The following is a 21,532-nucleotide window of genomic DNA, read 5'->3' on the forward strand; positions in this document are numbered from 1 at the left end:
CGTGCACGCCATGCAGTACGAGATCACCCTCCCCGCCGACTACGACATGCGGATCGTCCACCGCCGGGTCGCCACCCGGGGCGGCCTGACCGACGACCTGCCGGGCCTGGGCCTCAAGGCCTACCTCGTCCGGGAACGCGACGACCCGGGCACCGCCGGCGCCGGGGGCGGCTCCCCGGTGAACCAGTACGCGCCCGTCTACCTGTGGCGCACCGCGGAGGGCATGGCCGACTTCCTGACCGGCCCCGGCTTCCGCGGGCTCTGCGCCGACTTCGGCCGGCCCGCCGTCCGGCACTGGCTCGGCGCGGGTTTCCGCCCGGGCCCGGCGGTCGACGGCACGCCGCGCTTCGCCACCCGCGCCCGGCACGCCCTCCCGGAGGAAGCGGACCCGGACGAGGCGGTCGCGGCCGCCGTCGACGGCCTCCCCGGGGCGCCGGGCCTCCACAGCGCCGCGATCGCCCTCGACCCCTACCGCTGGGAGCTGCTGCACCTGGCGCTCTGGCGGGACGTGCCGCCGGCCGCCGCCGACGGCACCCGCTACCGGGTCCTGCACCTGTCCCGCCCGGAGCTCGACCGGCTCCCCGTCCACGCGAAGGCCTGACATGCTGCCCACCGACCTCGCCGCCGCGACGCTCGACCGCGCCGCCGGCTACCGGGTGCTCGACGACCTCCTCGACCCCACGACCCAGCAGGCCACGCTGCCCGCCCTGGAGGCGCTGGCCCCCGGCTTCCCCGACTGGATCGTCACCGCCCTGTTCGGCGGCACCTACCAGCGGCCCGGCCTCGCGGCGCGTGACCGGCAGCTGCTCACCCTCGCCGCACTGGCCGCCCTCGGCGGGGTCGAACCCCAGCTGCACGGGCACGTCCGCAGCGGCCTGCGGGTCGGACTCACCGGCGAGCAGATGACCGAGAGCTTCGTCCATCTCGCGCCCTACATCGGCGTGCCGAAGGCGCTGGCCGCCCTGCGGGTGGCCGCCGCGGCGCTGGCCGAGGCCCGCCAGGAGCAGGAGCAGGAGCAGGAGCAGGAGCAGGGGCAGGGGCAGGAGCAGGAGCTGCCGCAGGGGAGGGGCGGTGAGCGGGGCCGGGGACACCGTCCGCACCGTGCTCGGCGACCTGCCGCCGGCCGAGCTCGGCGTCACCGACTCCCACGACCACCTCTTCCTCGCCAGCGCCCGCCTGCCCGGCCAGGAGCTCGCCGACCCGGACGCCGCGGAGGCCGAGCTGCGGGACTTCGCCGCGCTCGGCGGCCGCGCCGTCGTGCAGTGGACCCCGTACGGGATGGGCGGGCGCCCCGACGACCTGGCCGAGCTGTCCCGCCGCACCGGCGTCCACCTGGTCGCGGCCACCGGTCTCCACCAGGCCGCCCACTACCCGGACGGGGCCGCCCTGCGCCGGCTCGACCTCGCCGAGCTGTTCACCGCCGAACTCGGCCGCCACGCCGGGCTGGTCAAGGTCGCCGGGGCCTACCACGGCCTCGACGCGCACGCCCGGTGGACGATGACCGCCGCGGCCGAGGCCCACCACGCCACCGGCGCGCCGATCGCCGTCCACCACGAGCTCGGCACCGCCGCCGAGGACGTGCTGGAGCTGCTCTGCGGCACCCTGGGCGTCCCGCCGCACCGCGTCGTGCTCGGCCACCTCAACCGCTTCCCCGACCTCGGCCTGCACCGCCGGCTCGCTGCCTCCGGCGCCTACCTGGCCTTCGACGGGCCCTCCGCGGCCAACCACGCCACCGACCACCACCTGCTGGACTGCCTGGCCGCGCTCGCCGACGCCGGCCACGCCGACCGGCTGCTGCTCGGCGGCGACACCACCACCGCGGCCGCCCGCGGCAACCCCGGCATGCCGTACCTGCTGCGCCGGATCCGTCCCCGGCTGGGCCCGGACCTCGCCCACCTGGTGTTCACCGCCAACCCGGCCGCGGCCTTCGCCGCGCCCTGGGCGCCCCGGCGGCGATGACCCGGGCGGGATGACCGCGAGTGCGCCGAGGGGCATCCTGGTAGCAGAGCCCCGTGTCGCGGCTGCGGGCCGTGCCGCGGGCAGGGCGCACCCGGGAGCCGATCATGAACAGCAGAGCCCGCTCAGGCATCGTCGCCGGTGTGGACGGATCCGCGCACGCCGCCGCAGCAGCCGACTGGGCCGCCGAGGAGGCCGTCCGCCGCGGCTGCCGGCTGCACCTGGTGCACGCCGTCAACACCGGGACGGTCACCCTGTCACCGCGGACCGGCGCGGCCGTCACCGACCTCATCCTGCGCGAGGCCGAGGGCACCCTCGACGAGGCGCTCGCCAAGGTCCGCGCCGCGCACCCGGAGCTCTCGCCGACCGGCGACGTGGTGCCGCGGGACGCCGCCGAGGCGGTGCTGACCGCCGCCGAGCACGCCGAACTGGCCGTGGTCGGCACCCGCGGCCACGGCGGCTTCGCCTCGCTGATGCTGGGCTCGGTCAGCCTCCGGGTCGCCGCACACTCGGTCAGTCCGGTGGTCGTCGTGCGCGGCGGCGGCCAGGTCGGCGCCCACGTGCTGGTCGCCGTCCGCGACGAGCGGGACGCTCCGGCGATGCACTTCGCGCTGCGCACCGGCGAGCGGACGGGGCTGCCCGTGCTCGCCCTGCACTCCTGGTCACCGGTGGTCGCCGACGTCGGCCACATGGCGCCGATGGTGGATGAGATCGGCGAGGAGGCCCGGCTGCACACGCAGCTGGTGGGGAGGATCTGCGACCCGCTGCGGGAGGAGTACCCGGAGGTCGGTCTGGAGACCCGGCAGGTCAGCGGCGGCACCGCGGCCACCCTGGTGGAGGCCTCGCGGGACGCCGCACTGCTGGTGATCTCCCGGCGCCAGCCGGCGCCGCACTTCGGGCTCCGGCTGGGCACGGCCGTGCACGCCGTGCTGCACCACGCGGCCTGCCCGGTCGCGGTCGTCCCGCTCTGACCGTCCCCGGGTCCGGTCGCGGCCCCGGCGTCCGGATCGGCCCCGGCGCCGGGATCCGGCGCGGGCGGCTCCCGCCGGGCGCGGGCCGGCCGGGGCGCGCCCGGCGCCGGTCGGAGGCACTCCCCGCGGGCGGGCATACTTGATCGTCGGCGCGGGCACCCTGGCTCGACCCGAGATCGGGCACCGCCGGGTGCAACCGGACACCCCCGGGCCGGCGTGCGTGTCAGGGAGGGCCCGGGCGGGAGCCGGGGCCGCGGCGAGGCGAGCGGACAGCACCGTGGGGTGGTGCCGCGGGGACACGGGGAGCAGCGGGAGCAATGGGGCTGACCAGCCATTCGGTGCTGGCGATCGCGGTACTGGCCGCGGTCGCGACGATGGCCGCGACGGTGTGGGGCTGGCCCCGGCTGGCGCGCCGGAGCGTCGGGGCGGTGCTGGGCCGGATCGGCGCCCTGCTGGCCACCCAGGCCACCGTGCTGTGTGCGATCGCGCTGGCCGCCAACAACTACTTCGCCTTCTACAGCAGCTGGGACGACCTGCTGGGCACCGGGGAGACCGGGCCGGTCTCCGTCCAGGCCGCCGCCGAGGGCCGGCCCGCCGGGGCCGCGCCGCCGCCCGTGGTGAAGGCGCAGCTGCTCGGGAAGGAGGGCGTGCAGAGCCCGACCGGGAGCCAGGACCCGCAGCAGGTCGGCGAGATCCAGTCGGTCAGGATCACCGGTTCGATCTCCGGGCTGGCCACCGACGCGTACGTCTACCTGCCGCCGCAGTACTTCCAGCCTGCTTTCGCGGCCCGGCACTTCCCGGCGGTGGTGGCGATGACCGGCTTCCCCGGTGATGCGAAGAACCTGCTCACCCGGCTCAACTACCCTGCGGCGGCGCTGCAGTTGATGCAGTCCGGCAAGATGCAGCCGACAGTGCTGGTGCTGATGCGGCCGTCACCGGCGATGCCGGCCGACACCGAGTGCGAGGACGTGCCCGGCGGCGCGCACTCCGAGACGTACTTCACCAAGGACGTGCCGCGCGTGGTCACGGCGACCTACCGGGTGGCCGCTGCGCCCGCCGCCTGGGGCGTGATGGGCAACTCGACCGGCGGCTACTGCGCGGTCAAGATGGCGATGCGCCACCCCGAGGTGTACCCGTCCGCCGCCTCGCTCTCCGGCTACTACAAGGCCGCCGAGGACGCCACCACCGGCGACCTGTTCAAGGGCAGCGCGCAGCGGCGCGACGAGGCCGACCTGATGTGGCGCCTCGCGCACCTGCCGCAGCCGCGGGTCGCAGTGCTGCTGGCCGGCCCGGTGGCGGGCGACGGCGACTACAAGCGGCAGACCGACGCCTTCCAGGCCGCGGTGCGCCCGCCGATGGCGGCCGCGCAGGCGACGGTCGCGCAGGGCGGCCACAACTTCAAGACCTGGTCGCAGCTGCTGCCGCCGTCGCTGGAGTGGATGTCCCGGCACCTCGTCGCCGGCTGAGCCGCCGGGGCCGAGTCACCGGGGCCGCGTCATCAGGTCCGGGGCGCCGGGCCGCGGCCCGCCGGTCAGCCGAGCTGCTGGAGCGTGCCGGTGTGCAGCTCGCCGACCCGCCCGCCCTCGCCCTCGTACGTCCAGAAGACCCGGACGGTGAGCGCGGCCAGGTCCATCACGTGGCTGACGGTGATGCCGCTCTGCTCCGTCCAGCTGACGAACCACTGCTCCGGGCCGACCTGGGCGACGTGCAGGGCGACGTCCTCGAACTGGCCGGCCGACTCGCCGAGGCCCTCCCACCGCAGCCGGGTGCCGTCGGCCGCGTAGGAGTTGCGGAAGGCCGCGCCGTTGTCGACCTGGAAGAGGTAGGTGTGGCCGGCGAAGCCCGGCAGGGGCGCGGTCATCTCGGAGTGTCCTCGGCTGGATCGGCGGGTACGGGCGGCCGGTGCGGCCGCACCCCTTCAACCTAGCGGACGCACCAGTCGTTCCCCAGCCTCTCCCGCGGGCGGCTGCCGGCCGCCCCGGGACAGGCCGCCGGGGTGCGGTCGGAGGCTCTGAGGAGCGGCGGGCCGCACCCCGGACGGCCCGTATCTGTTGGTGCGTCACCGAACGGGTTGTTAGCGTCGAAATGTCCGCTCCCGGGCGGATCGTGGTGTCGGGGCGCCGAGTCCTGCCCGTCCGGCACCGGACCTTCGAACACGGGAGCAGGGCAGGAGCGGGGGAGCGGTCCGACCGCGGTGCCCCGCGGCCAGCTCGGCCCGCTCGTCCTCAGGCGCCCCGAGGTCCCCCACATGAGAGCCCTGACCCTCCCCTCCCGGCTGGGAGCCGCGGCCTGCGCCGCGCTGATGCTCGCCCTGCCGGTCGCAGGCCGCGCGGAAGCGGCAGCCCCGGTCGTCCAGGACAGCCTCGCGCCGACCACGATGACCGCCGGTACGGCCCAGCGCGCCCGGCTGACCCTGCACTCCGGCGTCTGCTTCTGGGCCCGCCGGGTCGGCGTCGCCGTCCGGGACGCCGCGGGCCACACCCTCGACTTCCCCGGGGCGGCGGCCAACGCCCGGATATGCCCCGGCGGTCTCACCGTCACCACCGGTGCCCGGACGCTGCCGGTCGGCACCTACACCGCGTTCGGCATCTGGCAGGACTACCTCGGTTCCTGGCACAACCTCGCCGCCCAGCCGCTGACCGTGACGGCGGTCCCCACGCCGGCCCCGACCCCCACACCCAGCCCGACGCCGAGCCCGACCCCGGCGCCCGGCTCCGTCCCGACGGGCGCCGGGACCCGGCAGCTGGCCTGGTCCGAGGAGTTCGACCGGCCGATCGCCTGGGGCCTCACCTGGATGGGCGACTGGACGAGCGCCTACCGCTACGGCAACCACAACCCGGCCGACAACAAGCTGGACTGGCTGACCCGCAGCGCGGTCACCGTGGCCGGCGGGGTCGCCACCTTCACCGCCCGGCCCTCCGGCCACGTCCTGGAGAACGGCCGGCGCGCCTGGACGACCGGGCTGCTCACCACCGAGGGCTCCTCGCAGGGCTTCCAGGTCCGGACGGGCGACTACATCGAGACCCGGGTCCAGCTGCCGACCGGCCTGGGCGCCTGGCCGGCGCTGTGGACCTGGAAGGACGGCAACGGCGAGGTCGACAGCTTCGAGTACCACCCGGACAACCCGAACCTGCTGGAGCTGACCAACCACGTCCGGCCCGCCGGGACGTACGTCACCGACCCCGCGACGGTGGCCCCGGGGCGCTGGGTCACCATCGGCACCGCGTACGGCGCCGAGTCGGTCGACTGGTACGTCGACGGGGTGAAGGTCTGGTCCGACGGCGTCGGTGTCGGCGCGGGCTGGTCGGCCTACCCGATCCTCAACCTGTCGGTGGTCGCCGGCCGCTACCACCCGGCCCCGGTCGGGAGCACTCCGCTCACGTTCGCCGCGGACTACCTGCGGGTCTATCGCTGAGGGCCGCTCACCGCCTCCCGGCCCCGCCCCGGTCCCGCCCGGGCGGGGCCGGGGTTCGGGCGAAGACGACCCGGTGGGCGTTCAGGGTGTCGCGGTACTCGCGGACGGCGGTGATCCGGCCGTCGTGGACGGTGAACACCGCGAGGCGGTGCCGGTCGTAGCGGCGCCGGTGCGGCTCAGCGCCCGGGTGTTCCACCCGGCGAGCACCGGCTCGCCCTCGGCGATCACGCCCTCGACGTCGAACTCCCTGCTCTCCGGCACCGGTCGGGCCACCACCGCCGGGACGAATGCGTCGAGGATCCCGTCCGGGCCGGTCCACGTCCCCGACAGCGGCAGGTCGCCGCCGGCGCGCATGACCGAACTTCGCCGTCTGCGCTACTTCCTGGCCGTCGCCGAGGAGCGCAGCGTCACCCGCGCCGCCGAGCGACTGCACATCGCCCAGCCCGCGCTGAGCCGCCAGATCAAGCAGCTGGAGCAGGAGTTGGGCGTCCAGCTGCCGGAGCGCGGCGCCCAGGGGGTCGGACCGACCCGGGCGGGTGCGGTGCCGGCCGGGCGTGGCGCCGAACTCTGCGCCCGGGCCGTCCGGTTGTGGCGGGACGTGCGGCTGCTCCGGCCCTCGGGGTCGTGGCCGGCGCGACCCCGGCCGGCTGGTGGCCGGATTCGCGTTCGACACCGCGCACGCACCGGTGGCCCGCGGCGAGGCGCTGTCCGTGGACGGCGAGTCCGCCGCTTCGGGCCTGCCGGTCGGCCTGGTCCGGCGGCCGTTCACCGGTGCGCCCACCATCGGGATCCAGCTGCTCACCCGGGGGCGGACGGCGCGGCCGGTGACCGCCGGGTCGCCCCGCGTGGCCGGCGGGCCGTCGGGCGGTGCCGGGCGTACGTTGGAAGACCCGCAACGGAGTGAGGTGGTGGCGATGGCCGAGCAGGTGCTGAGCGAGGTCGGTGCGGTGGTGGCACCGGACCGGGAGGCCGAGCTGGTGGCGCTGTACCGGGAGCTGGTCTCCGGCCCGCTCCCCGAAGGCCTGCTGCGGACGGAGCTGCTCCGCGGCCCTTCCGGGCACTGGCGGATCCAGAGCCACTGGCGGGACCTCGCCGCCCTGGAGGCCGTCCGGAACGCGGCCGAGCGGCCGGCCGCGCCGCAGCTGTTCCGGCGGGTCGGCACCGAACCGGAGCTCGTCGTGTTCACCGTCGTGGCCGACCAGGAGGCCAGTGTGTCGCTGCCCTGAGGCGGCCACCGCGACGGTGGTGCCTCAGGGGCCAGCACCTCGCCCAGCCTGGCCGCGATCCTGTGCATCACCGGCACCAGCGCGGCGTCGCCGTGCTGGTCCTCCAGGGCCCGGATCCGGGCCTCCGGCCCCGAGACGGACAGTGCCGTCGGGGTCGGCGCGCCGGGGACGGCGACGGCGATGCAGCGGACGCCGATCTCCTGCTCCTGGTCGTCCACGACGTAGCCGGACTCGCGGGCGGACGCCAGGTGGCGGAGCAGCTCGTGCGGATCGGTCAGGGTGTACGGGGTGTGCGCCTGCAGCGGCTGGGTGCCGAGGACGGCCCTCGCCTCGTCCTCCGGCAACTGGGCCAGCAGCGCCTTGCCGACGCCCGTGCAGTGCGGCTGGACGCGCCGGCCGACCTCGGTGAACATCCGCATCGAGCGGCGGGACTGCACCTGGCCGACGTAGACGACCTCGCCGCCCTCCAGGACGGCCAGGTTGGCGGTCTCGCCGGTGGCCTCCATCAGCTCCGCGAGGTACGGACGGGCCCAGCTGCCGAGCAGCCGCCCGGCCGTCTCGCCGAGCCGGATCAGCCGCGGGCCGAGGGTGTACCGACGCGCGGTGTCCTGGCGGACATAGCCCTGCTGGACGAGGGTACGGATGAGTCGGTGGATGGTGGGCATCGGCAGGCCGGAGCTGACGGACAGCTCGCTGAGCGCGGCGACGCCGCCGGCGTCGGCCAGCGCCTCCAGGAGCTGGAAGGCGCGCTCGACGGACTGCACGCCGCCGGCGCGCTCGGTGCCTGACGGGGCTGCGGCGGGGGTGCTGGCCACCGGCGTTCCCTTCGCTCTCGGGGGAGGAGTAGAGTCCCAGCGATCACCTCAACAAACCGTTGAAATTCTGTATCGCGGAAACTAGTCTCCACTGTACAGAACGGAACCCGCCCTTCGGGGGTCCGGATCTCGGCAGTTCCCACCGGAACTCCCGTTAGTGGCTCAACCGTCCAAGGAGTGTCCTGCCATGGCTGCAGACCAGGAGACCGTCGGCGCTTCCCCCGCTGCCCCGGTCGTCACTGTCGCCGGTCCGCGCGTCGCCCGCGCCGAGGAGGTGCTCACCCCGGAGGCCGTGGCCTTCGTCGTCGGGCTGCACCGCGCCTTCGAAGACCGCAGGCAGGAGCTCCTCGTCCGGCGCAAGGCGCGCCGCGCCGCCATCGCCGAGGCCGGCACCCTCGACTTCCTCCCCGAGACCGCCGACGTCCGCGCCGGCGACTGGCAGGTCGCCGAGGCCCCGCGTGCCCTCCGGGACCGCCGGGTCGAGATCACCGGGCCCACCGACCGCAAGATGGTGATCAACGCCCTCAACTCCGGGGCGAAGGTCTGGCTCGCCGACTTCGAGGACGCCACCGCCCCCACCTGGGAGAACGTCGTCACCGGCCAGATCAACCTGATCGACGCCTTCGAGGGCCGGATCGACTTCACCTCGCCGCAGGGCAAGGCCTACGCGCTCAAGCCCGCCGCCGAGCTGGCCACCGTGGTCGTCCGCCCGCGCGGCTGGCACCTGGACGAGACCCACCTGCTGGTCGACGGGACCCCGGTCGCCGGCGCCTTCCTCGACTTCGGGCTCTACTTCTTCCACAACGCCGCCCGGCTGCTGGCCAAGGGCGCCGAGGACCCGAACTCCGGCCCGTACTTCTACCTCCCGAAGACCGAGAGCCACCTGGAGGCCCGGCTCTGGAACGACGTCTTCACGCACGCCCAGGCGGCCCTCGGCATCCCGCACGGCACGATCCGCGCCACCGTCCTGATCGAGACCATCACCGCCGCGTTCGAGATGGAGGAGATCCTCTACGAACTGCGGGAGCACGCCGCCGGCCTCAACGCGGGCCGCTGGGACTACCTCTTCTCGATCGTCAAGAACTTCCGCGACGCGGGCGACCACTACATCCTGCCGGACCGCAACAGCGTCACCATGGCCTCGCCGTTCATGGCCGCCTACACCCGCCTCCTGGTGCAGACCTGCCACCGGCGCGGCGCCCACGCGGTCGGCGGCATGGCCGCGTTCATCCCCTCCCGCAAGGACCCGGAGGTCAACGCGGCCGCGCTGGAGAAGGTCCGGGCCGACAAGGACCGCGAGGCCGCCGGCGGCTTCGACGGCTCCTGGGTCGCCCACCCCGACCTCGTCCCGGTGGCCCGCGCCTGCTTCGACGCGGTGCTGGGCGACCGTCCGAACCAGAAGGACAACCCCGGCTCAGACGGGGTCGTGACGGCCGCCCAGCTGCTCGACATCGCCGGCGCCGGCGGTTCCTGCACCCGGGCCGGCCTGCACAACGCCGTCCAGGTGGGAGTCCGCTACATCGAGGCCTGGCTGCGCGGCCTGGGCGCCGTCGGAATCTTCAACATGATGGAGGACGCCGCCACCGCCGAGATCTCCCGCTCGCAGATCTGGCAGTGGATTTACAACGGCGTCGTCCTCGCCGACACCGGCGAGAAGGCCACCGCGGAGCTCGTCCGCCGGCTCGTGGCCGAGGAACTCGCCGCACTCCGTGCCGAGCTCGGCGCGGACACCTACGCCGGTGGGCGCTGGTCCGAGGCCGCCAGGCTCTTCGAACAGGTCGCGCTGGCCGACGAGTTCGTCGACTTCCTCACCCTGCCCGCGCTGCCCCTGCTCGGCTGAACCGAATCTATCCACCCGCAGCCCGTCCGCCGCCTGCCAAGTCGGCGAACCGGCTGCACCGATTGCTCCGTTCCGTACGGCCGCCTCCGCCTGTCCTCGGCGGCCGTGCGGAGCGGCCATCCCCGGAGGCCGCCGTGGCGCGCATCTTCTTCAACGGCCAGGCGATGGCCGGCGGACCGTTCCACCCGTCGGTCGCCCGGTACCTGGTCGGCCCGGTGCACACCGCACCCGGCTACCGCTTCTTCTCCATCGGCGACGTCTGCCCCGGGCTGCTCGCCGACCCGGCCGCGGACAGCGCGGTCGAGGGCGAGCTGTACGACGTCCCCCTGGAGCACCTGCGGGACGTCGTGCTGCCCGGCGAGCCCCGCGAGCTCGAACTCGGTGTCATCACGCTCGCGGACGGCACGCCGTGCCTGTCCATGCTGCTCGCCCGCGGTGAACTCGAGCGCGGCGTCCACCGCGAGATCACCGGCCACGGCGGCTGGCGCGCCTACCTGGCGACCCTCGGCCGCACGGCCTGAGCGGGCCGCCGCGGGCGTCGCCGGCGCAGCCGGGTGACGGCCCACAGCACCTGCGCGCCGCCGACCGTGAGCAGCACGACGGCACCGTCGAGGCGGGCCGCCGCCGACTGCCCGCTGCCGAGCCGGTCGACGGCGTGCGCCAGCAGCACCAGGTCGGCCGGCAGGCTGACGGTGGCGAGCACGCCCAGGCAGAGGGCGGTGCCGACGACCTGCACGGCGCAGTACCAGCGCACGGCGCGCCGCTCCCGCGCGGGCAGGGCCAGGCCCGGGTCCACCGGCCGCGGCCCGCGGCGCACCACCGCACGGCGGGCCCGCCGGACGAGGTGGCGGGCCAGCGCCGCGCCGTCGCCGTACAGGTCACGGCAGCCGGTCAGGTCCTGCAGCACGAAGTAGAGGTCCGTGCGCATGAACACCATGAGCTGGAACGGGAGCTGGACGAGCGCGAGCAGCAGCACGAGCGAGACGGCGGGGTGCCAGGCGGCGGTGCGGCCGGTCGCCGCGAGCAGCAGGACGGCGCCGGAGGCCACCGTCAGGTTCACCGCCGGGCCGCCCAGGTAGGCGGTGAGGCGGTGCCGGCGCGGCGCGACCTCGATCCCGCTGATGTCGGTCTGCAGGACGAGGAACTGCAGCCGGGTGCCGAGCCGGATCCGGGCCGGCACCCCCGCGGCCCGGGCCGCGGCCAGGTGGCCGCACTCGTGCAGCAGGGCCAGGCCCCAGGCCACGGCCAGCCCGGCGGCCAGTACGAGGCTGCCGTGCGGGCTCCAGAACAGGTCGCGGTAGCCGGGGCGGAGATCCGGCCGGCGGACGAGCACCGCAGCGGCCGCCGCGATCAGCGCGGCGAGCAGGAACGGCAGCGCCGGCGCCAGCACCCAGCGCACGTGCCGCGGCGTCAGCCAGGGAAGGGACGGCCGCGGCGGCGCGTCCTCCGGCACCGGTGCGCCGTCCACCTCCCGGACGAAGCCGAGGCCCACCAGCTCGCGGACGAAGCCCGCGACGTCCGTCCGTCCGCCGGACTCGGCCGCCAGCACCCGGTCCACCTCGTCGAGGCTCAGGCCCTCGCCGAGCAGCCCCACCACCCGCTCGCCGACCGGCGGCAGCGCGACGAAGGCACCAGTGGCCATCCGCCCGACGATCCATTCGCCGCCGTCCGGTCGCCCGGTGAGGTCGTGCAGCCGGATCCGGCTGGACGGCGAGAGGGCGGGCACCGCGGGCACGGTTGCCATCAGCCGGCCCCCGGGGGCGGTGTCCCGCAGGCGGGACAGTCCGGGCGGCGCGGGTGGCGCTCCAGCAGCGGCTCGCCCGGGAGCATCAGGTTGAGGCCGAACCGGAAGCCCGGCTCCAGCGGCGGGACACCGGTCAGCAGGGCCAGCGCGGCGTGGGCGAGCAGCGCCCCGGACAGCCCGGCGGTGACCGCGTTGGCCGGGTTCCACGGCATCCGCGGGGTGACCTCCTGCTCGTCCGCGCCGGGTGGCAGACCGGTGTCCCGGCCGGCCCGCCCGGCGGTGTGCAGGCACTCCCAGCAGGCGCCGCGGCCGGGTGCGTGGACGCCGACGGTGGCCAGCGGACCGCGGTATCCGGCGTCCAGCCAGGGGAGTCCGGCGTCCAGGCAGATCCGGTTCGTCCAGCGCCGGACGTCGTCCGGGCGGTCCGCGCAGAGCAGCAGCAGATCGGGCCGCGGCGCCTCCTCGACCAGCGGTCGGAGGTCGTCGGGGCCGGTGATCCGCAGCCGGCGGGCGAGGACGGTGATGTCCGAGTTGAGGGCGCGCAGGCGGGCCCCGGCGGCCTCGGCCTTCGGCCGCCCGAGGTCCGCCTCGGTGTAGAGCGTCTGCCGGTTGAGGTTGGAGAGCTCGACGGTGTCCGGGTCCACGCAGCGCAGTTCGCCGACGCCGGAGGCGGCCAGCGCGAGCGCGGCCGCCCCGCCGGTTCCGCCGAGGCCGATCAGCAGGACGCGGGCGTTGCGCAGCCGGAGCTGGACGTCCCAGCCGTTGGCCCGCGGCCCGAGATCCATCCAGCGGTAGAGGTCGTGGCCCCGGCTGTGGCGCTCCCGCTCCCGGGCGGTCAGCTCGGGCGGCGGCGCGCTGCCCGCGTCCTCCAGGAAGCCGGCGGCGGTGAGCCGGGCGAGCCCGGCGGCCGCCTGCGCGGGCGGGACCGCCGGGTGGCGGGCCGCCACCTCGGCCCCGATGGCGGCGCCGCTGCGGGTGCCGTCGGCCAGCGACACCAGTGTCCAGATCCAGCCGGTCGGATCGTCGATCTCCGCGCCGATGCCGTGGATCGAGCCGCCGATCCGGATGCCGCCGGAGTCCGTCCGGTAGGGCCGGTGCTCGGGCTTGATGCGTGGCAGAAGCATCGGCGGCACCCTCCCGGGGCGCTGGGGGCGCGAGTGACGTGGCGTCAACTCATTGACATCGTGCACTTGGTGGGTTGTTCTTTGCAAGAACGATTTCCTGTTCGACCGTCAGTCCCCGAGGAGAGACGATGATCGAGAACCCGTTCGACGACGAGATCGGCGCCGAGCCCGAGGAGACCGAAGGGGTGTCCGCCGGAGAGCCGGCCGCCATCCGCATCCGCCGGCTGGACAAGAAGGAGACCACCGGCGACTTCAGCAACTCCCAGGGCAACTGAGCCGGGGCGGGGACGGCCCCGGCCGCTCGGCCCGGGGCATGCCGCCGCCCCCGGACCCTCGCCGTGGGCCCGGGGGCGGCGCTCCGTACGGCCTGGCGGGCGGCTGTGGGCCGGCCCGGCGGGTCACGGAGTCCGGGGTGCGCACCGTCCCTGGTGCGGCCCGGAGTTCGGGGGTCAGACGCGGGCGGCGAGCTCCTTCGCGGCGCGGGCGCAGGCCAGGGCGATCCGGTCCTCGTCGACGGTGGTGAGCACGCCGCGCTCGACCACGGCGTTGCCGTTGACGAACAGCGTGGCCAGCGGCGGCAGCGCGCCCATCACCAGCGCGGCGACCGGGTCGGCGATCGACGAGTGCATGATGCCGTCCACCTTCCACAGCGCCAGGTCGGCGAGCTTGCCCGCCTCGATGGAGCCGATCTCCTGGTGGCGGCCGAGCACCCGGGCGCCGCCCATGGTGCCCAGGCGCAGCGCGGAGCGGGCGGTCAGCGCGTCCGGCCGGCCGTGCAGACGGTTGATCAGCAGCGCGTTGCGCAGTTCGGTGCCCAGCTCGCCGGACTCGTTGGAGGCGGTGCCGTCCACGCCGAGGCCGACCGGCACGCCGGCCTTCAGCATGTCGGGGACGCGGGCGATGCCGGCCGCCAGGCGGGCGTTGGAGGACGGGCAGTGCGCCACGCCGGTGCCGGTCTCGGCGAACTTGGCGATGTCGGAGTCGTTCATGTGGACGCAGTGCGCCATCCACACGTCCTCGCCGAGCCAGCCGGTGGACTCGAAGTAGTCGGTCGGGCCCATGCCGAACAGCTCCTTGCAGAACTGCTCCTCCTCGGCCGTCTCGGAGCCGTGGGTGTGCAGCCGGACGCCCTTGCGGCGGGCCAGTTCGGCGGACTGCTTGAGCAGTTCGGTGGAGACCGAGAACGGCGAGCAGGGCGCGATCGCGACGTGCAGCATCGAGCCGAACGAGGAGTCGTGCCAGGTGTCGACGGCCGCCTCGGAGGCGATCAGGATGTCCTCGGTCTTCTCGACCGCGTGGTCCGGCGGCAGGCCGCCGTCCTTCTTGCTGCGGTCCATCGAGCCGCGCAGCGCGGTGAAGCGCATCCCCAGTTCGCGGACGCCCTCGATGGACGCGCCGAGGATGTCGCCGCCGCCCTGCGGGAAGACGTAGTGGTGGTCGGAGGCGGTCGTACAGCCGGACTTGAGCAGCGCGGCCGCCGAGCCCTGGGTGGCGGCGTGCACGAGCCGGTCGTCGATCCGGGCCCAGGTCGGGTAGAGCGCGACCAGCCAGTCGAAGAGGATGTTGTCCTGGGCCAGGCCGCGGGTGATCCACTGGTAGAAGTGGTGGTGGGTGTTGACCAGGCCCGGGGTGATCAGGTGGCCCTCGCCGTTGATCCGGCGCACCACGTTGTCCAGCCACTGCGGGGCGGGGCCGTCGCCGACCGACTCGATCCGGTTGCCGAGGATGACCACGTGGCCGCGGGCGTACTCGGTGTCGTTCGCGTCGACCGTCGCGACGGCGACGTTCTCGATCACGATCCGCTGGTCGGCGGGCGGGGGCTGGACTGCCATGGTGACTCCTATGGGGGCGTGGGAGGGGGCGTGCGGGTGAGCGTGTGCGCACGCCCCCTCCGGTCAGGACGGTGTCGCCGTTGACACCGCCGCGCCGGCCGCCTCGGCGGTCGGGGACCTGCGGGCGGTGCCGACGTGGTGGAAGAGCAGGTTGAGCAGGACGGCCGCCACGCAGCCCGCCGAGATCCCCGAGTGCATCAGGGTCCGGACGGCCTCCGGGAAGGCGTCGTAGAACGTGGGGGCGGCGATCGGGATGATGCCGACCCCGAGGGACACCGACACCAGGATGGTGTTGGCGCTGGACTCCAACCCCGCCTCGGCGAGGGTGCGGATCCCGCTCGCCGCGACCGTGCCGAAGAGCACGATCCCGGCCCCGCCGAGCACCGGCGCGGGGACGAGCGAGACCAGCGACCCGAGAACCGGGAAGAGGCCCAGCAGGACGAGGATGCCGCCGCCGGTCGCGACGACGAACCGGCTGCGGATGCCGGTCAGCGCCACCAGCCCGATGTTCTGGGCGAAGGCGCTGCAGGCGAAGCCGTTGAACACCGGGCTGACCGCGGTGGCCAGGCCGTCGGCGCGCAACCCGGCCGCCAGCGTCCGCTCGTCGGCCGGGCGGTCGACGATCCGGCCGAGGGCGAGCATGTCGGCGGTGGACTCGGTCATCGACACGATCATGACGATGCAGAGCGAGACGATCGCGGCGGCGTCGAACTTCGGCGCGCCGAAGTGGAACGGCGAGGGGAGGGCGAACACCTGCGCGTCGCCGACCGCGCCGAAGTCGGCCAGGTGCAGCGGGAAGGCGGCCAGGGTGCCGACCGCCAGGCCGATCAGGAGCGCCAGCTGCTGCCAGAAGCCGCGCAGCAGCTTGGTGCAGGCGACCACCGCGACCAGGGTCAGCGCGGCGAGGCCGATCGACCGCATCGAGCCGTACCCGGGGGTGCCGGGGTGCCGCCACGGGCCCAGTTGACCGCGACCGGCAGCAGGGACACCCCGATGAGGGTGATCACGGTGCCCTGCACGACCGGCGGGAAGAACCGGACGAGCTTGCAGAAGTACGGCGCCGCGAGGAAGCACAGGATCCCCGCGACGATCACCGCGCCGAAGACCACCGGGAGGGCGTCCTTCGGGCCGTGCTCCTTGGCGATGGCGAGCATCGGGGCGACACCGGCGAACGACACGCCGTTCACGAACGGCAGCCGTGCGCCGATCCGCCAGACGCCCAGGGTCTGGAGGAGGGTGGCCAGGCCCGCGGTGAACAGGCTGGCCGAGATGAGCAGGGCGAGCTCGGCGGGGGTGAGGCCCACGCCGGCGCCGACGATGAGCGGGGGCGCGACCACGCCCGCGTACATCGCGGCGACGTGCTGGAGACCGGTGGTGAACAGCTTCACCGGGGGCAGCAGCCCGTCCACGGGATGGACCTCCCCGGGCGGGCCGGGGAGGGTGGAACCGCCGTCTGTGCGGGTTGAGCGGACAGCCATGTCGAGCCCCTTGTGTGCCCATGGCTTCCGGCGCGCCCGTGGCGCTGGAGGCAGCTTCGACGTGCGTTGCCCGAGGACGGGACGGCGGTGCAAGGATCCCTCGGGCAGCCTCCCCAGCGCCCCGGGCCGGCCGCCGCGAAGGGGGCACGTTCTCCGGATGGTGGGGGTGGAGAAAGCAGTGGTGCGGGCCGTCCGGGACCGGCCGGCCGGGTGCGGCCGGGGGTGGTGCGGTCCTGGGCGGAGGTCATGGTGCGGCCGGGTCAGGCGACCGGGATGACCGGGACGACGCCCTCGCGGTGCACGGTGCCCTCGATGAGGCCGTACATCCGGTCGGCGGCGTAGTAGACCTCGTTGTCGTTCTTGAGCCCGAACGGCGAGAGGTCGACCAGGAAGTGGTGCTTGTTCGGGAGCTCCAGGCGGACTTCGTCCACCTCGGCCCGGTTGTTCAGCACCCGGGTGCCCATCGCGTGCAGGGTCTGCTGCAGCGAGTAGGAGTAGGTCTCCGCGAAGGCCTCCAGCATGTGGCGCTTCACGTGGTTGTACGAGCGGTTCCAGTTCGGCTGGGCCTCGTCGTCGCGGCCGGTGAAGCCGTACTTCCAACGGGCCGTCACCTGGGTGGCCAGGATCCGGTCGTAGGCCTCCTGGAGCGTGGTGTAGCGGTCCTTGATGTAGCCCCAGAACTCCGAGTTGGTGGAGTTCATGACGACCAGGTCCTTGAGGCCGGAGATCACCTGGAAGCTGTCGCCGTCGTAGACGATCTCGCTGGTGCGGGTCTCCTGCCCGTTGCGGACGAAGGAGTGCCCGACCTCCTCGGAGCCGATGAACCGCGCCGAGCTGTCGGGCGTGCGGATCCGGTCCCAGGTGTACTCCTCGATCCGGATCCGGGCGCTGTGCACCACACCGCGCTCGGTGTTGTCGACGAAGTGCCGGGCCAGCGTGATGCCGAAGGCCTCCGCCGACTCGATGCCGTGCTCCTTGGCGAAGGCGTACACGGTGTTCTTGGTGGTGTCGGTGGGCAGGCAGTTGGCGTTCGAGCCGGTGAGGTGGACGTCCTCGAACTCGCCCTGCAGCGAGACCGAGACGTTCAGGTCCTTGATCTCGTGGCGGGTGGAGTCGCGGTAGACGCGGACGATCCGGTTCTCCGCCTTGCCGTACTGGTTCTGACCGAGCACATGGGCCATGACCTGGCTCCTAAGCTTTGAGGCGGTCTACTAGCTTCCGCGGTAGACCGAGTAGCCGAACGGGTTGAGCAGCAGCGGCACGTGGTAGTGGTGCTGCGCGGGCGCGACCGTGAAGACGATCGAGACCTCGGGGAAGAACGGCGGCTCCTGCGACCTGCCCGCGTAGTACGCGGCGGTGTCGAAGAGCAGCCGGACGACCGAGCCCGCCTCCACGGCCGGCAGGTCCTTGGCCCGGCCGTCGGAGTCCGTGGCGGAGGTGCCGAGCACCTTCCAGCCACCCTCGGTGTGCAGTGCCAGCTCGACCGGGACGCCCTCGGCCGGCCGGCCGAGGCTGGTGTCGAGCACGTGCGTGGAGATGCCAGTCATGGGTGGAAAGACCTTACTGATGGCAGGGGACGGCCGACCGTCGGAGGCCTACGCCTCGTCCAGCAGCCGGTTGATGCGGATGTCGTTGATCTTGCGCAGTTCGCCCCGGACGATCTCCGCCTCGGTGGCGGCGTCGTGCGGGTGGCGCTCGCGCAGCGCGGCGAGCATGGTCGCGGCCGTGCGGCCGGTCGCGCAGATCAGGAAGACGTGGCCGAACTTCGCCTCGTAGGCGGCGTTGGCCTCGTGCAGTTCGTCCAGGAGCGCCGCGTCGGCGCCCCGGATGCCGGCCTGTTCCCGCTCGGAGACGGCGTCGCCCGCCTTGGGCGTGCCGATCCGGGCGTGCCCGGCCATCGCGTCGGCGAGGTCCGCGGTGCCGAGCGACGCCATCGCGGCCGCGTTGGCGGCCAGCAGTGACGCCCGGTCGGGCCACGGCCGGGCGGCCGCGACGGCCTCGGCCCAGCGGGGGCTGGAGCAGATCTCCAGCAGCGTCTCCCGCAGTGCGGCGGCCGGGGCCGCCGCCAGGGCTTCAAGCGCCCTGGACGCCGCGGGGGACACGGTGGGGTGGTTGGTCACGAGTGGACCTCCTGAAGAGTGGTGCCACTCGCACAAGCTAGATCCACCACCCCGGGCCGTCAACACTTTGTTGAACGGTTGGTGGTTACGTTTCGCGGCGGGCCCGGTTACCGCCGCGTGTCGTGTGCGATCCGCCAAGTGTGCCCGGAGTGTCCCCCGGTACAGACTCGGACGAACCCGTCGGATCAGTCCTTCTTGGTGCCGTCCTGCCGGTTCAGGTAGTTGTACACCGTGAAGCGGCTGACGCCGAGCGCGGAGGCCACCGTCTCCACGCCGTGGCGGACGGTGAACGCGCCGCGCTCCTCCAGCAGTGCCACCACCCGCTGCTTCTCGGCCCGGTCCAGCTCGGCGAGCGGGCGCCCGTCGTACTGGCGGGCCATCTCGGCGAGCAGCCGGTCGAGCGCGCTGCTCAGGTGCGGCAGCCGGACGGCCAGTGCCGGGGTGCCGTCCCACTCCAGGACGACGTCGTCGGGGCGGGCGTCGGCCGGTGCCACCGCGGTGGCGCCGACGGCGTCCAGCAGCGGCTTTATCGCCGCGGTCAGCGGGTGCTCCGGTGCGTTGTTCACGGCGTACCCACCCCCTCCTGGGGTCGGTCGTCGTCCAGCACGCTCACCTGGACGGAGATCCGGGTGGCGCCGGCCTCCAGGGTCTCGCGCAGCAGGCGGGTGACGGCGTCGAGCGCCTGCTCGGCCTCGCCCTCGGCGCTGGTGCCGAACGGGCCCACCGAGACGGCGAGGCCCGCCTCGTCCACGACCCGTCGGGCCGCCTTCGCGTGGTCCGGGAAGCCGTCGAGTTCGAACGGCTCTGTCGTGAACTCCACCATCAATCGCACCCGCTCACTCTAGCGAGCCGGTCGGCGGAGGGTCGGGGCTGGTCGATCGGACAGTCGGCCGCCCGGGCGGCGGGCCCCGTTCGGCCACTTCAACAAATTGTTGCGACGGCCTTGACACCCGCTCGGGGCTGCGGAGATGCTTCCACCAGACAGAATCCCTCTTCCGGATCGTGGAAGTCGGGACGGAAGAGACGAAGGAGATGGACGTGACTGCCGCTTCCGCGCACAGCTACACGGTCAATCTGTCGATCCTGTTCGGCGAGCTCCCCTGCTGGAGCGCCCCGCCGCAGCGGCCGCCGCCGGCTTCACCGCCGCCGAGCTCTGGTGGCCCTTCGGCGAGGAGCACGACCCGTCCCAGGACGAGCTCGACGCCCTCCGCAAGGCCTTCACCGACGCGGGCGTACAGCTCACCGGCCTCAACTTCCTGGACGACCTGACCCGCGGCGCCCGCGGTACGGTCTCCGTCCCGGCCGAGCAGGAGCGGTTCCGCGCCAACGTGCCCGTCACCGCCGCCCTCGCCGGGTCGCTGGGCACCAAGGCCCTCAACGCCCTGTACGGCAACCGCGTCGAGGGCGCCGACCCCGCCGAGCAGGACGCCCTGGCGCTGGAGAACCTCGTGCTCGCCGCCCGCGCCGCCCACGGCATCGGCGCCGTCCTGCTGATCGAGGCGCTCAACGCGCCGGAGTCCCCGGACTACCCGCTGGTGTCCGCCGCCGCCGCCGTCGACGTCGTCGACAAGGTCAACGCCGCGACCGGCCTCGGCAACGCGCGCTTCCTCTGCGACCTCTACCACCTGGCCCGCAACGGCGAGGACCTGGCCGCCGTGATCGACGCCTACGCCGACCGCATCGGCCACGTCCAGATCGCCGACACCCCCGGCCGCAACGAGCCCGGCACCGGCGACCTCGACTTCGAGGACCTCTTCGCCCGCCTCACCGCCGCCGGCTACACCGGCCGGATCGGCCTCGAGTACCGCCCGGCGACCGGCGTCAGCGCCGACAGCTTCGCGTGGCTCCCGCGCGAGCTGCGCGCCGCCCGCTGACCCCCTCCCACACCACGTAAGGAACGACGCGATGAGCCGCAAGATCGCCTTCATCGGCCTCGGCATCATGGGCAGCCCGATGGCCGCCAACCTGGTCAAGGCCGGGCACCACGTCACCGGCTTCAACCTCACCCAGCCCCCGATCGACGCCCTCGTCGCGGCCGGCGGCCACGGCGCGGGCAGCATCGCCGAGGCGGTGCGCGACGCCGAGGTCGTCATCACCATGGTCCCGGCCGACCCCCAGGTCGAGCAGGTCGTGCTCGGTGAGGGCGGCGTGCTGGAGAGCGTGCGGCCCGGCACCCTCGTGATCGACATGTCCTCGATCACCCCGCAGACCTCGATCAAGGTCGAGGCCGCGGCCGGGGCCAAGGGCGTGCGCACCCTGGACGCCCCCGTCTCCGGCGGCGAGGCCGGCGCGGTCGAGGCCGTTCTGTCCATCATGGTCGGCGGCGACGCCGCGGACTTCGCCGAGGCGAAGCCGCTGTTCGACGCGCTCGGCACCACCGTCATCCACGTCGGCCCGGCGGGCGCGGGCCAGACCGTGAAGGCCGCCAACCAGCTGATCGTGGCCGTCAACATCCAGGTCCTGGCCGAGGCCGTGGTCTTCCTCGAGAACGCCGGCGTCGACCTCGGCGCGGCCCTGGAGGTGCTCGGCGGCGGCCTGGCCGGCTCGACCGTGCTGAACCGCAAGAAGGCGAACATGCTCGACCGCCAGTTCGCCCCCGGCTTCCGCATCGACCTGCACCACAAGGACATGGGCATCGTCACCGAGGCCGCCCGGGCCGTCGGCGCCGCCCTCCCGGTCGGCGCGGTCGTCGCCCAGCTGGTCGCCTCGGCCCGCGCCAACGGCGACGGCTCCCTCGACCACTCCGCGCTGCTGCGCGGCGTGGAGCGGCTCTCCGGCCGCAAGGTCGCCTGACCCGACGGGTCGTCCGACCCCATGACTCCTCCTGGCGGCGTGTACCTGTCCGGTCGTGCCCGCGCCGCCAGGAGGTCGTACTCGACCGGCGGGCGGTTGGTGCTCAGACGCCTCCCGCCGGTCGGCCCAGCCGCGGCGTGCCACCCCTCCCGGGGGCACTTCGGTCGTGCCCGCGCACGCCGCCCGGCCCCCTCCCTCGCCGAGGGGAGCTTCTCGTA

Annotated in this window: 21 protein-coding genes and 4 pseudogenes; 13 read left to right on the forward strand and 12 right to left on the reverse strand. The window is 74.2% G+C overall.

All coding sequences use genetic code 11. The annotated features are described in order from the left end of the window. Position 1: 1 nt before the first annotated feature. The 5 genes and pseudogenes from ABEB13_RS31255 (at position 2) to ABEB13_RS31275 (ending at position 4,393) form a co-directional block, all read left to right on the forward strand. Positions 2 to 601 carry a DUF4865 family protein gene (locus ABEB13_RS31255; protein WP_345708151.1) on the forward strand — a complete coding sequence of 200 codons (600 nt, stop codon included), beginning with the start codon at positions 2 to 4 and terminating at the stop codon, positions 599 to 601. A gap of 1 nt (position 602) precedes the next feature. Further along, a pseudogene (locus tag ABEB13_RS31260) lies at positions 603 to 965 on the forward strand (carboxymuconolactone decarboxylase family protein); the annotation flags it as partial. A gap of 106 nt (positions 966 to 1,071) precedes the next feature. After that, positions 1,072 to 1,959 carry a phosphotriesterase family protein gene (locus ABEB13_RS31265; protein ID WP_345708152.1) on the forward strand — a complete coding sequence of 296 codons (888 nt, stop codon included), beginning with the start codon at positions 1,072 to 1,074 and terminating at the stop codon, positions 1,957 to 1,959. Between the two features lie 104 nt (positions 1,960 to 2,063). Beyond that, the gene (locus ABEB13_RS31270; protein ID WP_345708153.1) at positions 2,064 to 2,927 is read left to right on the forward strand and encodes a universal stress protein; all 864 of its coding nucleotides are present in this window, start codon (positions 2,064 to 2,066) and stop codon (positions 2,925 to 2,927) included. Between the two features lie 317 nt (positions 2,928 to 3,244). Continuing rightward, on the forward strand, positions 3,245 to 4,393 hold the full coding sequence (locus ABEB13_RS31275) for an alpha/beta hydrolase (RefSeq protein WP_345708154.1): 1,149 nt from the start codon (positions 3,245 to 3,247) through the stop codon (positions 4,391 to 4,393). Between the two features lie 65 nt (positions 4,394 to 4,458). Here ABEB13_RS31275 and ABEB13_RS31280 read toward each other — a convergent pair whose 3' ends face one another. After that, positions 4,459 to 4,788, reverse strand: a complete 330-nt coding sequence (locus tag ABEB13_RS31280; RefSeq protein WP_100887716.1) for a MoaF-related domain-containing protein — start codon at positions 4,786 to 4,788, stop codon at positions 4,459 to 4,461. Positions 4,789 to 5,175: 387 nt separating this feature from the next. Here ABEB13_RS31280 and ABEB13_RS31285 point away from each other — a divergent pair, with 387 nt between their 5' ends. Beyond that, a complete protein-coding gene (locus tag ABEB13_RS31285) occupies positions 5,176 to 6,342 on the forward strand; it encodes a glycoside hydrolase family 16 protein (RefSeq protein WP_345708155.1) in 1,167 nt (388 codons plus the stop codon). An 81-nt stretch (positions 6,343 to 6,423) separates the two neighbouring features. On the opposite strand, the gene ABEB13_RS31290 is transcribed toward ABEB13_RS31285, so the two are convergent. Beyond that, positions 6,424 to 6,696, reverse strand: coding sequence for a hypothetical protein (locus ABEB13_RS31290; protein ID WP_345708156.1), 273 nt, complete (start codon positions 6,694 to 6,696; stop codon positions 6,424 to 6,426). On the opposite strand from ABEB13_RS31290, the gene ABEB13_RS40815 reads away from it, so the two are divergent. After that, positions 6,695 to 7,246, forward strand: a complete 552-nt coding sequence (locus ABEB13_RS40815; RefSeq protein ID WP_425559922.1) for a helix-turn-helix domain-containing protein — start codon at positions 6,695 to 6,697, stop codon at positions 7,244 to 7,246. The two genes, ABEB13_RS31290 and ABEB13_RS40815, sit on opposite strands and share 2 nt — an antisense overlap. Before the next feature lie 10 nt (positions 7,247 to 7,256). Further along, entirely contained in the window at positions 7,257 to 7,568 is a 312-nt protein-coding gene (locus ABEB13_RS31300; protein WP_345708157.1) for an antibiotic biosynthesis monooxygenase, read from the forward strand. Between the two features lie 17 nt (positions 7,569 to 7,585). On the opposite strand, the pseudogene ABEB13_RS31305 reads toward ABEB13_RS31300, so the two are convergent. After that, positions 7,586 to 8,383, reverse strand: a pseudogene (locus ABEB13_RS31305) (IclR family transcriptional regulator); the annotation flags it as partial. Between the two features lie 187 nt (positions 8,384 to 8,570). Here ABEB13_RS31305 and aceB point away from each other — a divergent pair. Both aceB and ABEB13_RS31315 read left to right on the forward strand, forming a co-directional pair. Continuing rightward, positions 8,571 to 10,223, forward strand: a complete 1,653-nt coding sequence (gene aceB, locus ABEB13_RS31310; protein WP_345708158.1) for a malate synthase A — start codon at positions 8,571 to 8,573, stop codon at positions 10,221 to 10,223. A gap of 134 nt (positions 10,224 to 10,357) precedes the next feature. Continuing rightward, positions 10,358 to 10,744: an allophanate hydrolase-related protein gene (locus ABEB13_RS31315; RefSeq protein WP_345708159.1), complete on the forward strand. Its 387-nt coding sequence runs from the start codon at positions 10,358 to 10,360 to the stop codon at positions 10,742 to 10,744. On the opposite strand, the gene ABEB13_RS31320 is transcribed toward ABEB13_RS31315, so the two are convergent. Continuing rightward, positions 10,714 to 11,967 carry a hypothetical protein gene (locus ABEB13_RS31320; RefSeq protein ID WP_345708160.1) on the reverse strand — a complete coding sequence of 418 codons (1,254 nt, stop codon included), beginning with the start codon at positions 11,965 to 11,967 and terminating at the stop codon, positions 10,714 to 10,716. The genes ABEB13_RS31315 and ABEB13_RS31320 overlap by 31 nt on opposite strands. Then, positions 11,967 to 13,091 carry a HesA/MoeB/ThiF family protein gene (locus ABEB13_RS31325; protein ID WP_345708161.1) on the reverse strand — a complete coding sequence of 375 codons (1,125 nt, stop codon included), beginning with the start codon at positions 13,089 to 13,091 and terminating at the stop codon, positions 11,967 to 11,969. Before ABEB13_RS31325 ends, ABEB13_RS31320 begins: the two co-directional genes overlap by 1 nt. A gap of 128 nt (positions 13,092 to 13,219) precedes the next feature. Here ABEB13_RS31325 and ABEB13_RS31330 point away from each other — a divergent pair, with 128 nt between their 5' ends. Further along, entirely contained in the window at positions 13,220 to 13,366 is a 147-nt protein-coding gene (locus ABEB13_RS31330) for a hypothetical protein (RefSeq protein WP_345708162.1), read from the forward strand. A gap of 174 nt (positions 13,367 to 13,540) precedes the next feature. On the opposite strand, the gene ABEB13_RS31335 is transcribed toward ABEB13_RS31330, so the two are convergent. The 7 genes and pseudogenes from ABEB13_RS31335 to ABEB13_RS31365 all read right to left on the reverse strand — a co-directional run bounded on the left by ABEB13_RS31335 (position 13,541) and on the right by ABEB13_RS31365 (position 19,353). Then, complete coding sequence (locus tag ABEB13_RS31335; RefSeq protein ID WP_345708163.1) at positions 13,541 to 14,923, reverse strand: 8-oxoguanine deaminase; 1,383 nt, start codon at positions 14,921 to 14,923, stop codon at positions 13,541 to 13,543. 63 nt (positions 14,924 to 14,986) lie between these two features. Beyond that, positions 14,987 to 16,401: pseudogene (locus ABEB13_RS31340) on the reverse strand (nucleobase:cation symporter-2 family protein). Positions 16,402 to 16,661: 260 nt separating this feature from the next. Further along, positions 16,662 to 17,582, reverse strand: coding sequence for a factor-independent urate hydroxylase (gene pucL / locus ABEB13_RS31345; RefSeq protein ID WP_100887706.1), 921 nt, complete (start codon positions 17,580 to 17,582; stop codon positions 16,662 to 16,664). A gap of 30 nt (positions 17,583 to 17,612) precedes the next feature. Then, positions 17,613 to 17,948, reverse strand: coding sequence for a hydroxyisourate hydrolase (gene uraH, locus ABEB13_RS31350; RefSeq protein WP_345708164.1), 336 nt, complete (start codon positions 17,946 to 17,948; stop codon positions 17,613 to 17,615). Between the two features lie 48 nt (positions 17,949 to 17,996). Beyond that, positions 17,997 to 18,521 carry a 2-oxo-4-hydroxy-4-carboxy-5-ureidoimidazoline decarboxylase gene (uraD, locus tag ABEB13_RS31355; protein WP_345708165.1) on the reverse strand — a complete coding sequence of 175 codons (525 nt, stop codon included), beginning with the start codon at positions 18,519 to 18,521 and terminating at the stop codon, positions 17,997 to 17,999. A 185-nt stretch (positions 18,522 to 18,706) separates the two neighbouring features. After that, entirely contained in the window at positions 18,707 to 19,087 is a 381-nt protein-coding gene (locus ABEB13_RS31360; RefSeq protein WP_345708166.1) for a helix-turn-helix domain-containing protein, read from the reverse strand. After that, a complete protein-coding gene (locus ABEB13_RS31365) occupies positions 19,084 to 19,353 on the reverse strand; it encodes a thiamine-binding protein (protein WP_198523972.1) in 270 nt (89 codons plus the stop codon). The genes ABEB13_RS31360 and ABEB13_RS31365 overlap by 4 nt, the downstream gene beginning before the upstream one ends. Positions 19,354 to 19,553: 200 nt before the next feature. Here ABEB13_RS31365 and ABEB13_RS31370 point away from each other — a divergent pair. Both ABEB13_RS31370 and ABEB13_RS31375 read left to right on the forward strand, forming a co-directional pair. Next, positions 19,554 to 20,395: pseudogene (locus ABEB13_RS31370) on the forward strand (TIM barrel protein). 31 nt (positions 20,396 to 20,426) lie between these two features. After that, a complete protein-coding gene (locus ABEB13_RS31375) occupies positions 20,427 to 21,314 on the forward strand; it encodes a 2-hydroxy-3-oxopropionate reductase (RefSeq protein ID WP_345708167.1) in 888 nt (295 codons plus the stop codon). The last annotated feature ends 218 nt before the right edge of the window (positions 21,315 to 21,532 follow it).

Origin of the sequence: Kitasatospora paranensis, assembly GCF_039544005.1 — a bacterium.
Classification (GTDB): Bacteria; Actinomycetota; Actinomycetes; order Streptomycetales; family Streptomycetaceae; genus Kitasatospora; species Kitasatospora paranensis.

What these genes read in the sequence shown, in the direction of transcription:
- ABEB13_RS31270 (WP_345708153.1), top strand. Translation starts at nt 2,064, where the DNA reads ATGAACAGCAGAGCCCGCTCAGGCATCGTCGCCGGTGTGGACGGATCC.
- ABEB13_RS31275 (WP_345708154.1), top strand. Translation starts at nt 3,245, where the DNA reads ATGGGGCTGACCAGCCATTCGGTGCTGGCGATCGCGGTACTGGCCGCG.
- ABEB13_RS31280 (WP_100887716.1), bottom strand. Translation starts at nt 4,788, where the DNA reads ATGACCGCGCCCCTGCCGGGCTTCGCCGGCCACACCTACCTCTTCCAG.
- ABEB13_RS31285 (WP_345708155.1), top strand. Translation starts at nt 5,176, where the DNA reads ATGAGAGCCCTGACCCTCCCCTCCCGGCTGGGAGCCGCGGCCTGCGCC.
- ABEB13_RS40815 (WP_425559922.1), top strand. Translation starts at nt 6,695, where the DNA reads ATGACCGAACTTCGCCGTCTGCGCTACTTCCTGGCCGTCGCCGAGGAG.
- ABEB13_RS31290 (WP_345708156.1), bottom strand. Translation starts at nt 6,696, where the DNA reads ATGCGCGCCGGCGGCGACCTGCCGCTGTCGGGGACGTGGACCGGCCCG.
- ABEB13_RS31300 (WP_345708157.1), top strand. Translation starts at nt 7,257, where the DNA reads ATGGCCGAGCAGGTGCTGAGCGAGGTCGGTGCGGTGGTGGCACCGGAC.
- aceB (WP_345708158.1), top strand. Translation starts at nt 8,571, where the DNA reads ATGGCTGCAGACCAGGAGACCGTCGGCGCTTCCCCCGCTGCCCCGGTC.
- ABEB13_RS31320 (WP_345708160.1), bottom strand. Translation starts at nt 11,967, where the DNA reads ATGGCAACCGTGCCCGCGGTGCCCGCCCTCTCGCCGTCCAGCCGGATC.
- ABEB13_RS31325 (WP_345708161.1), bottom strand. Translation starts at nt 13,091, where the DNA reads ATGCTTCTGCCACGCATCAAGCCCGAGCACCGGCCCTACCGGACGGAC.
- ABEB13_RS31330 (WP_345708162.1), top strand. Translation starts at nt 13,220, where the DNA reads ATGATCGAGAACCCGTTCGACGACGAGATCGGCGCCGAGCCCGAGGAG.
- ABEB13_RS31335 (WP_345708163.1), bottom strand. Translation starts at nt 14,923, where the DNA reads ATGGCAGTCCAGCCCCCGCCCGCCGACCAGCGGATCGTGATCGAGAAC.
- pucL (WP_100887706.1), bottom strand. Translation starts at nt 17,582, where the DNA reads ATGGCCCATGTGCTCGGTCAGAACCAGTACGGCAAGGCGGAGAACCGG.
- uraH (WP_345708164.1), bottom strand. Translation starts at nt 17,948, where the DNA reads ATGACTGGCATCTCCACGCACGTGCTCGACACCAGCCTCGGCCGGCCG.
- ABEB13_RS31375 (WP_345708167.1), top strand. Translation starts at nt 20,427, where the DNA reads ATGAGCCGCAAGATCGCCTTCATCGGCCTCGGCATCATGGGCAGCCCG.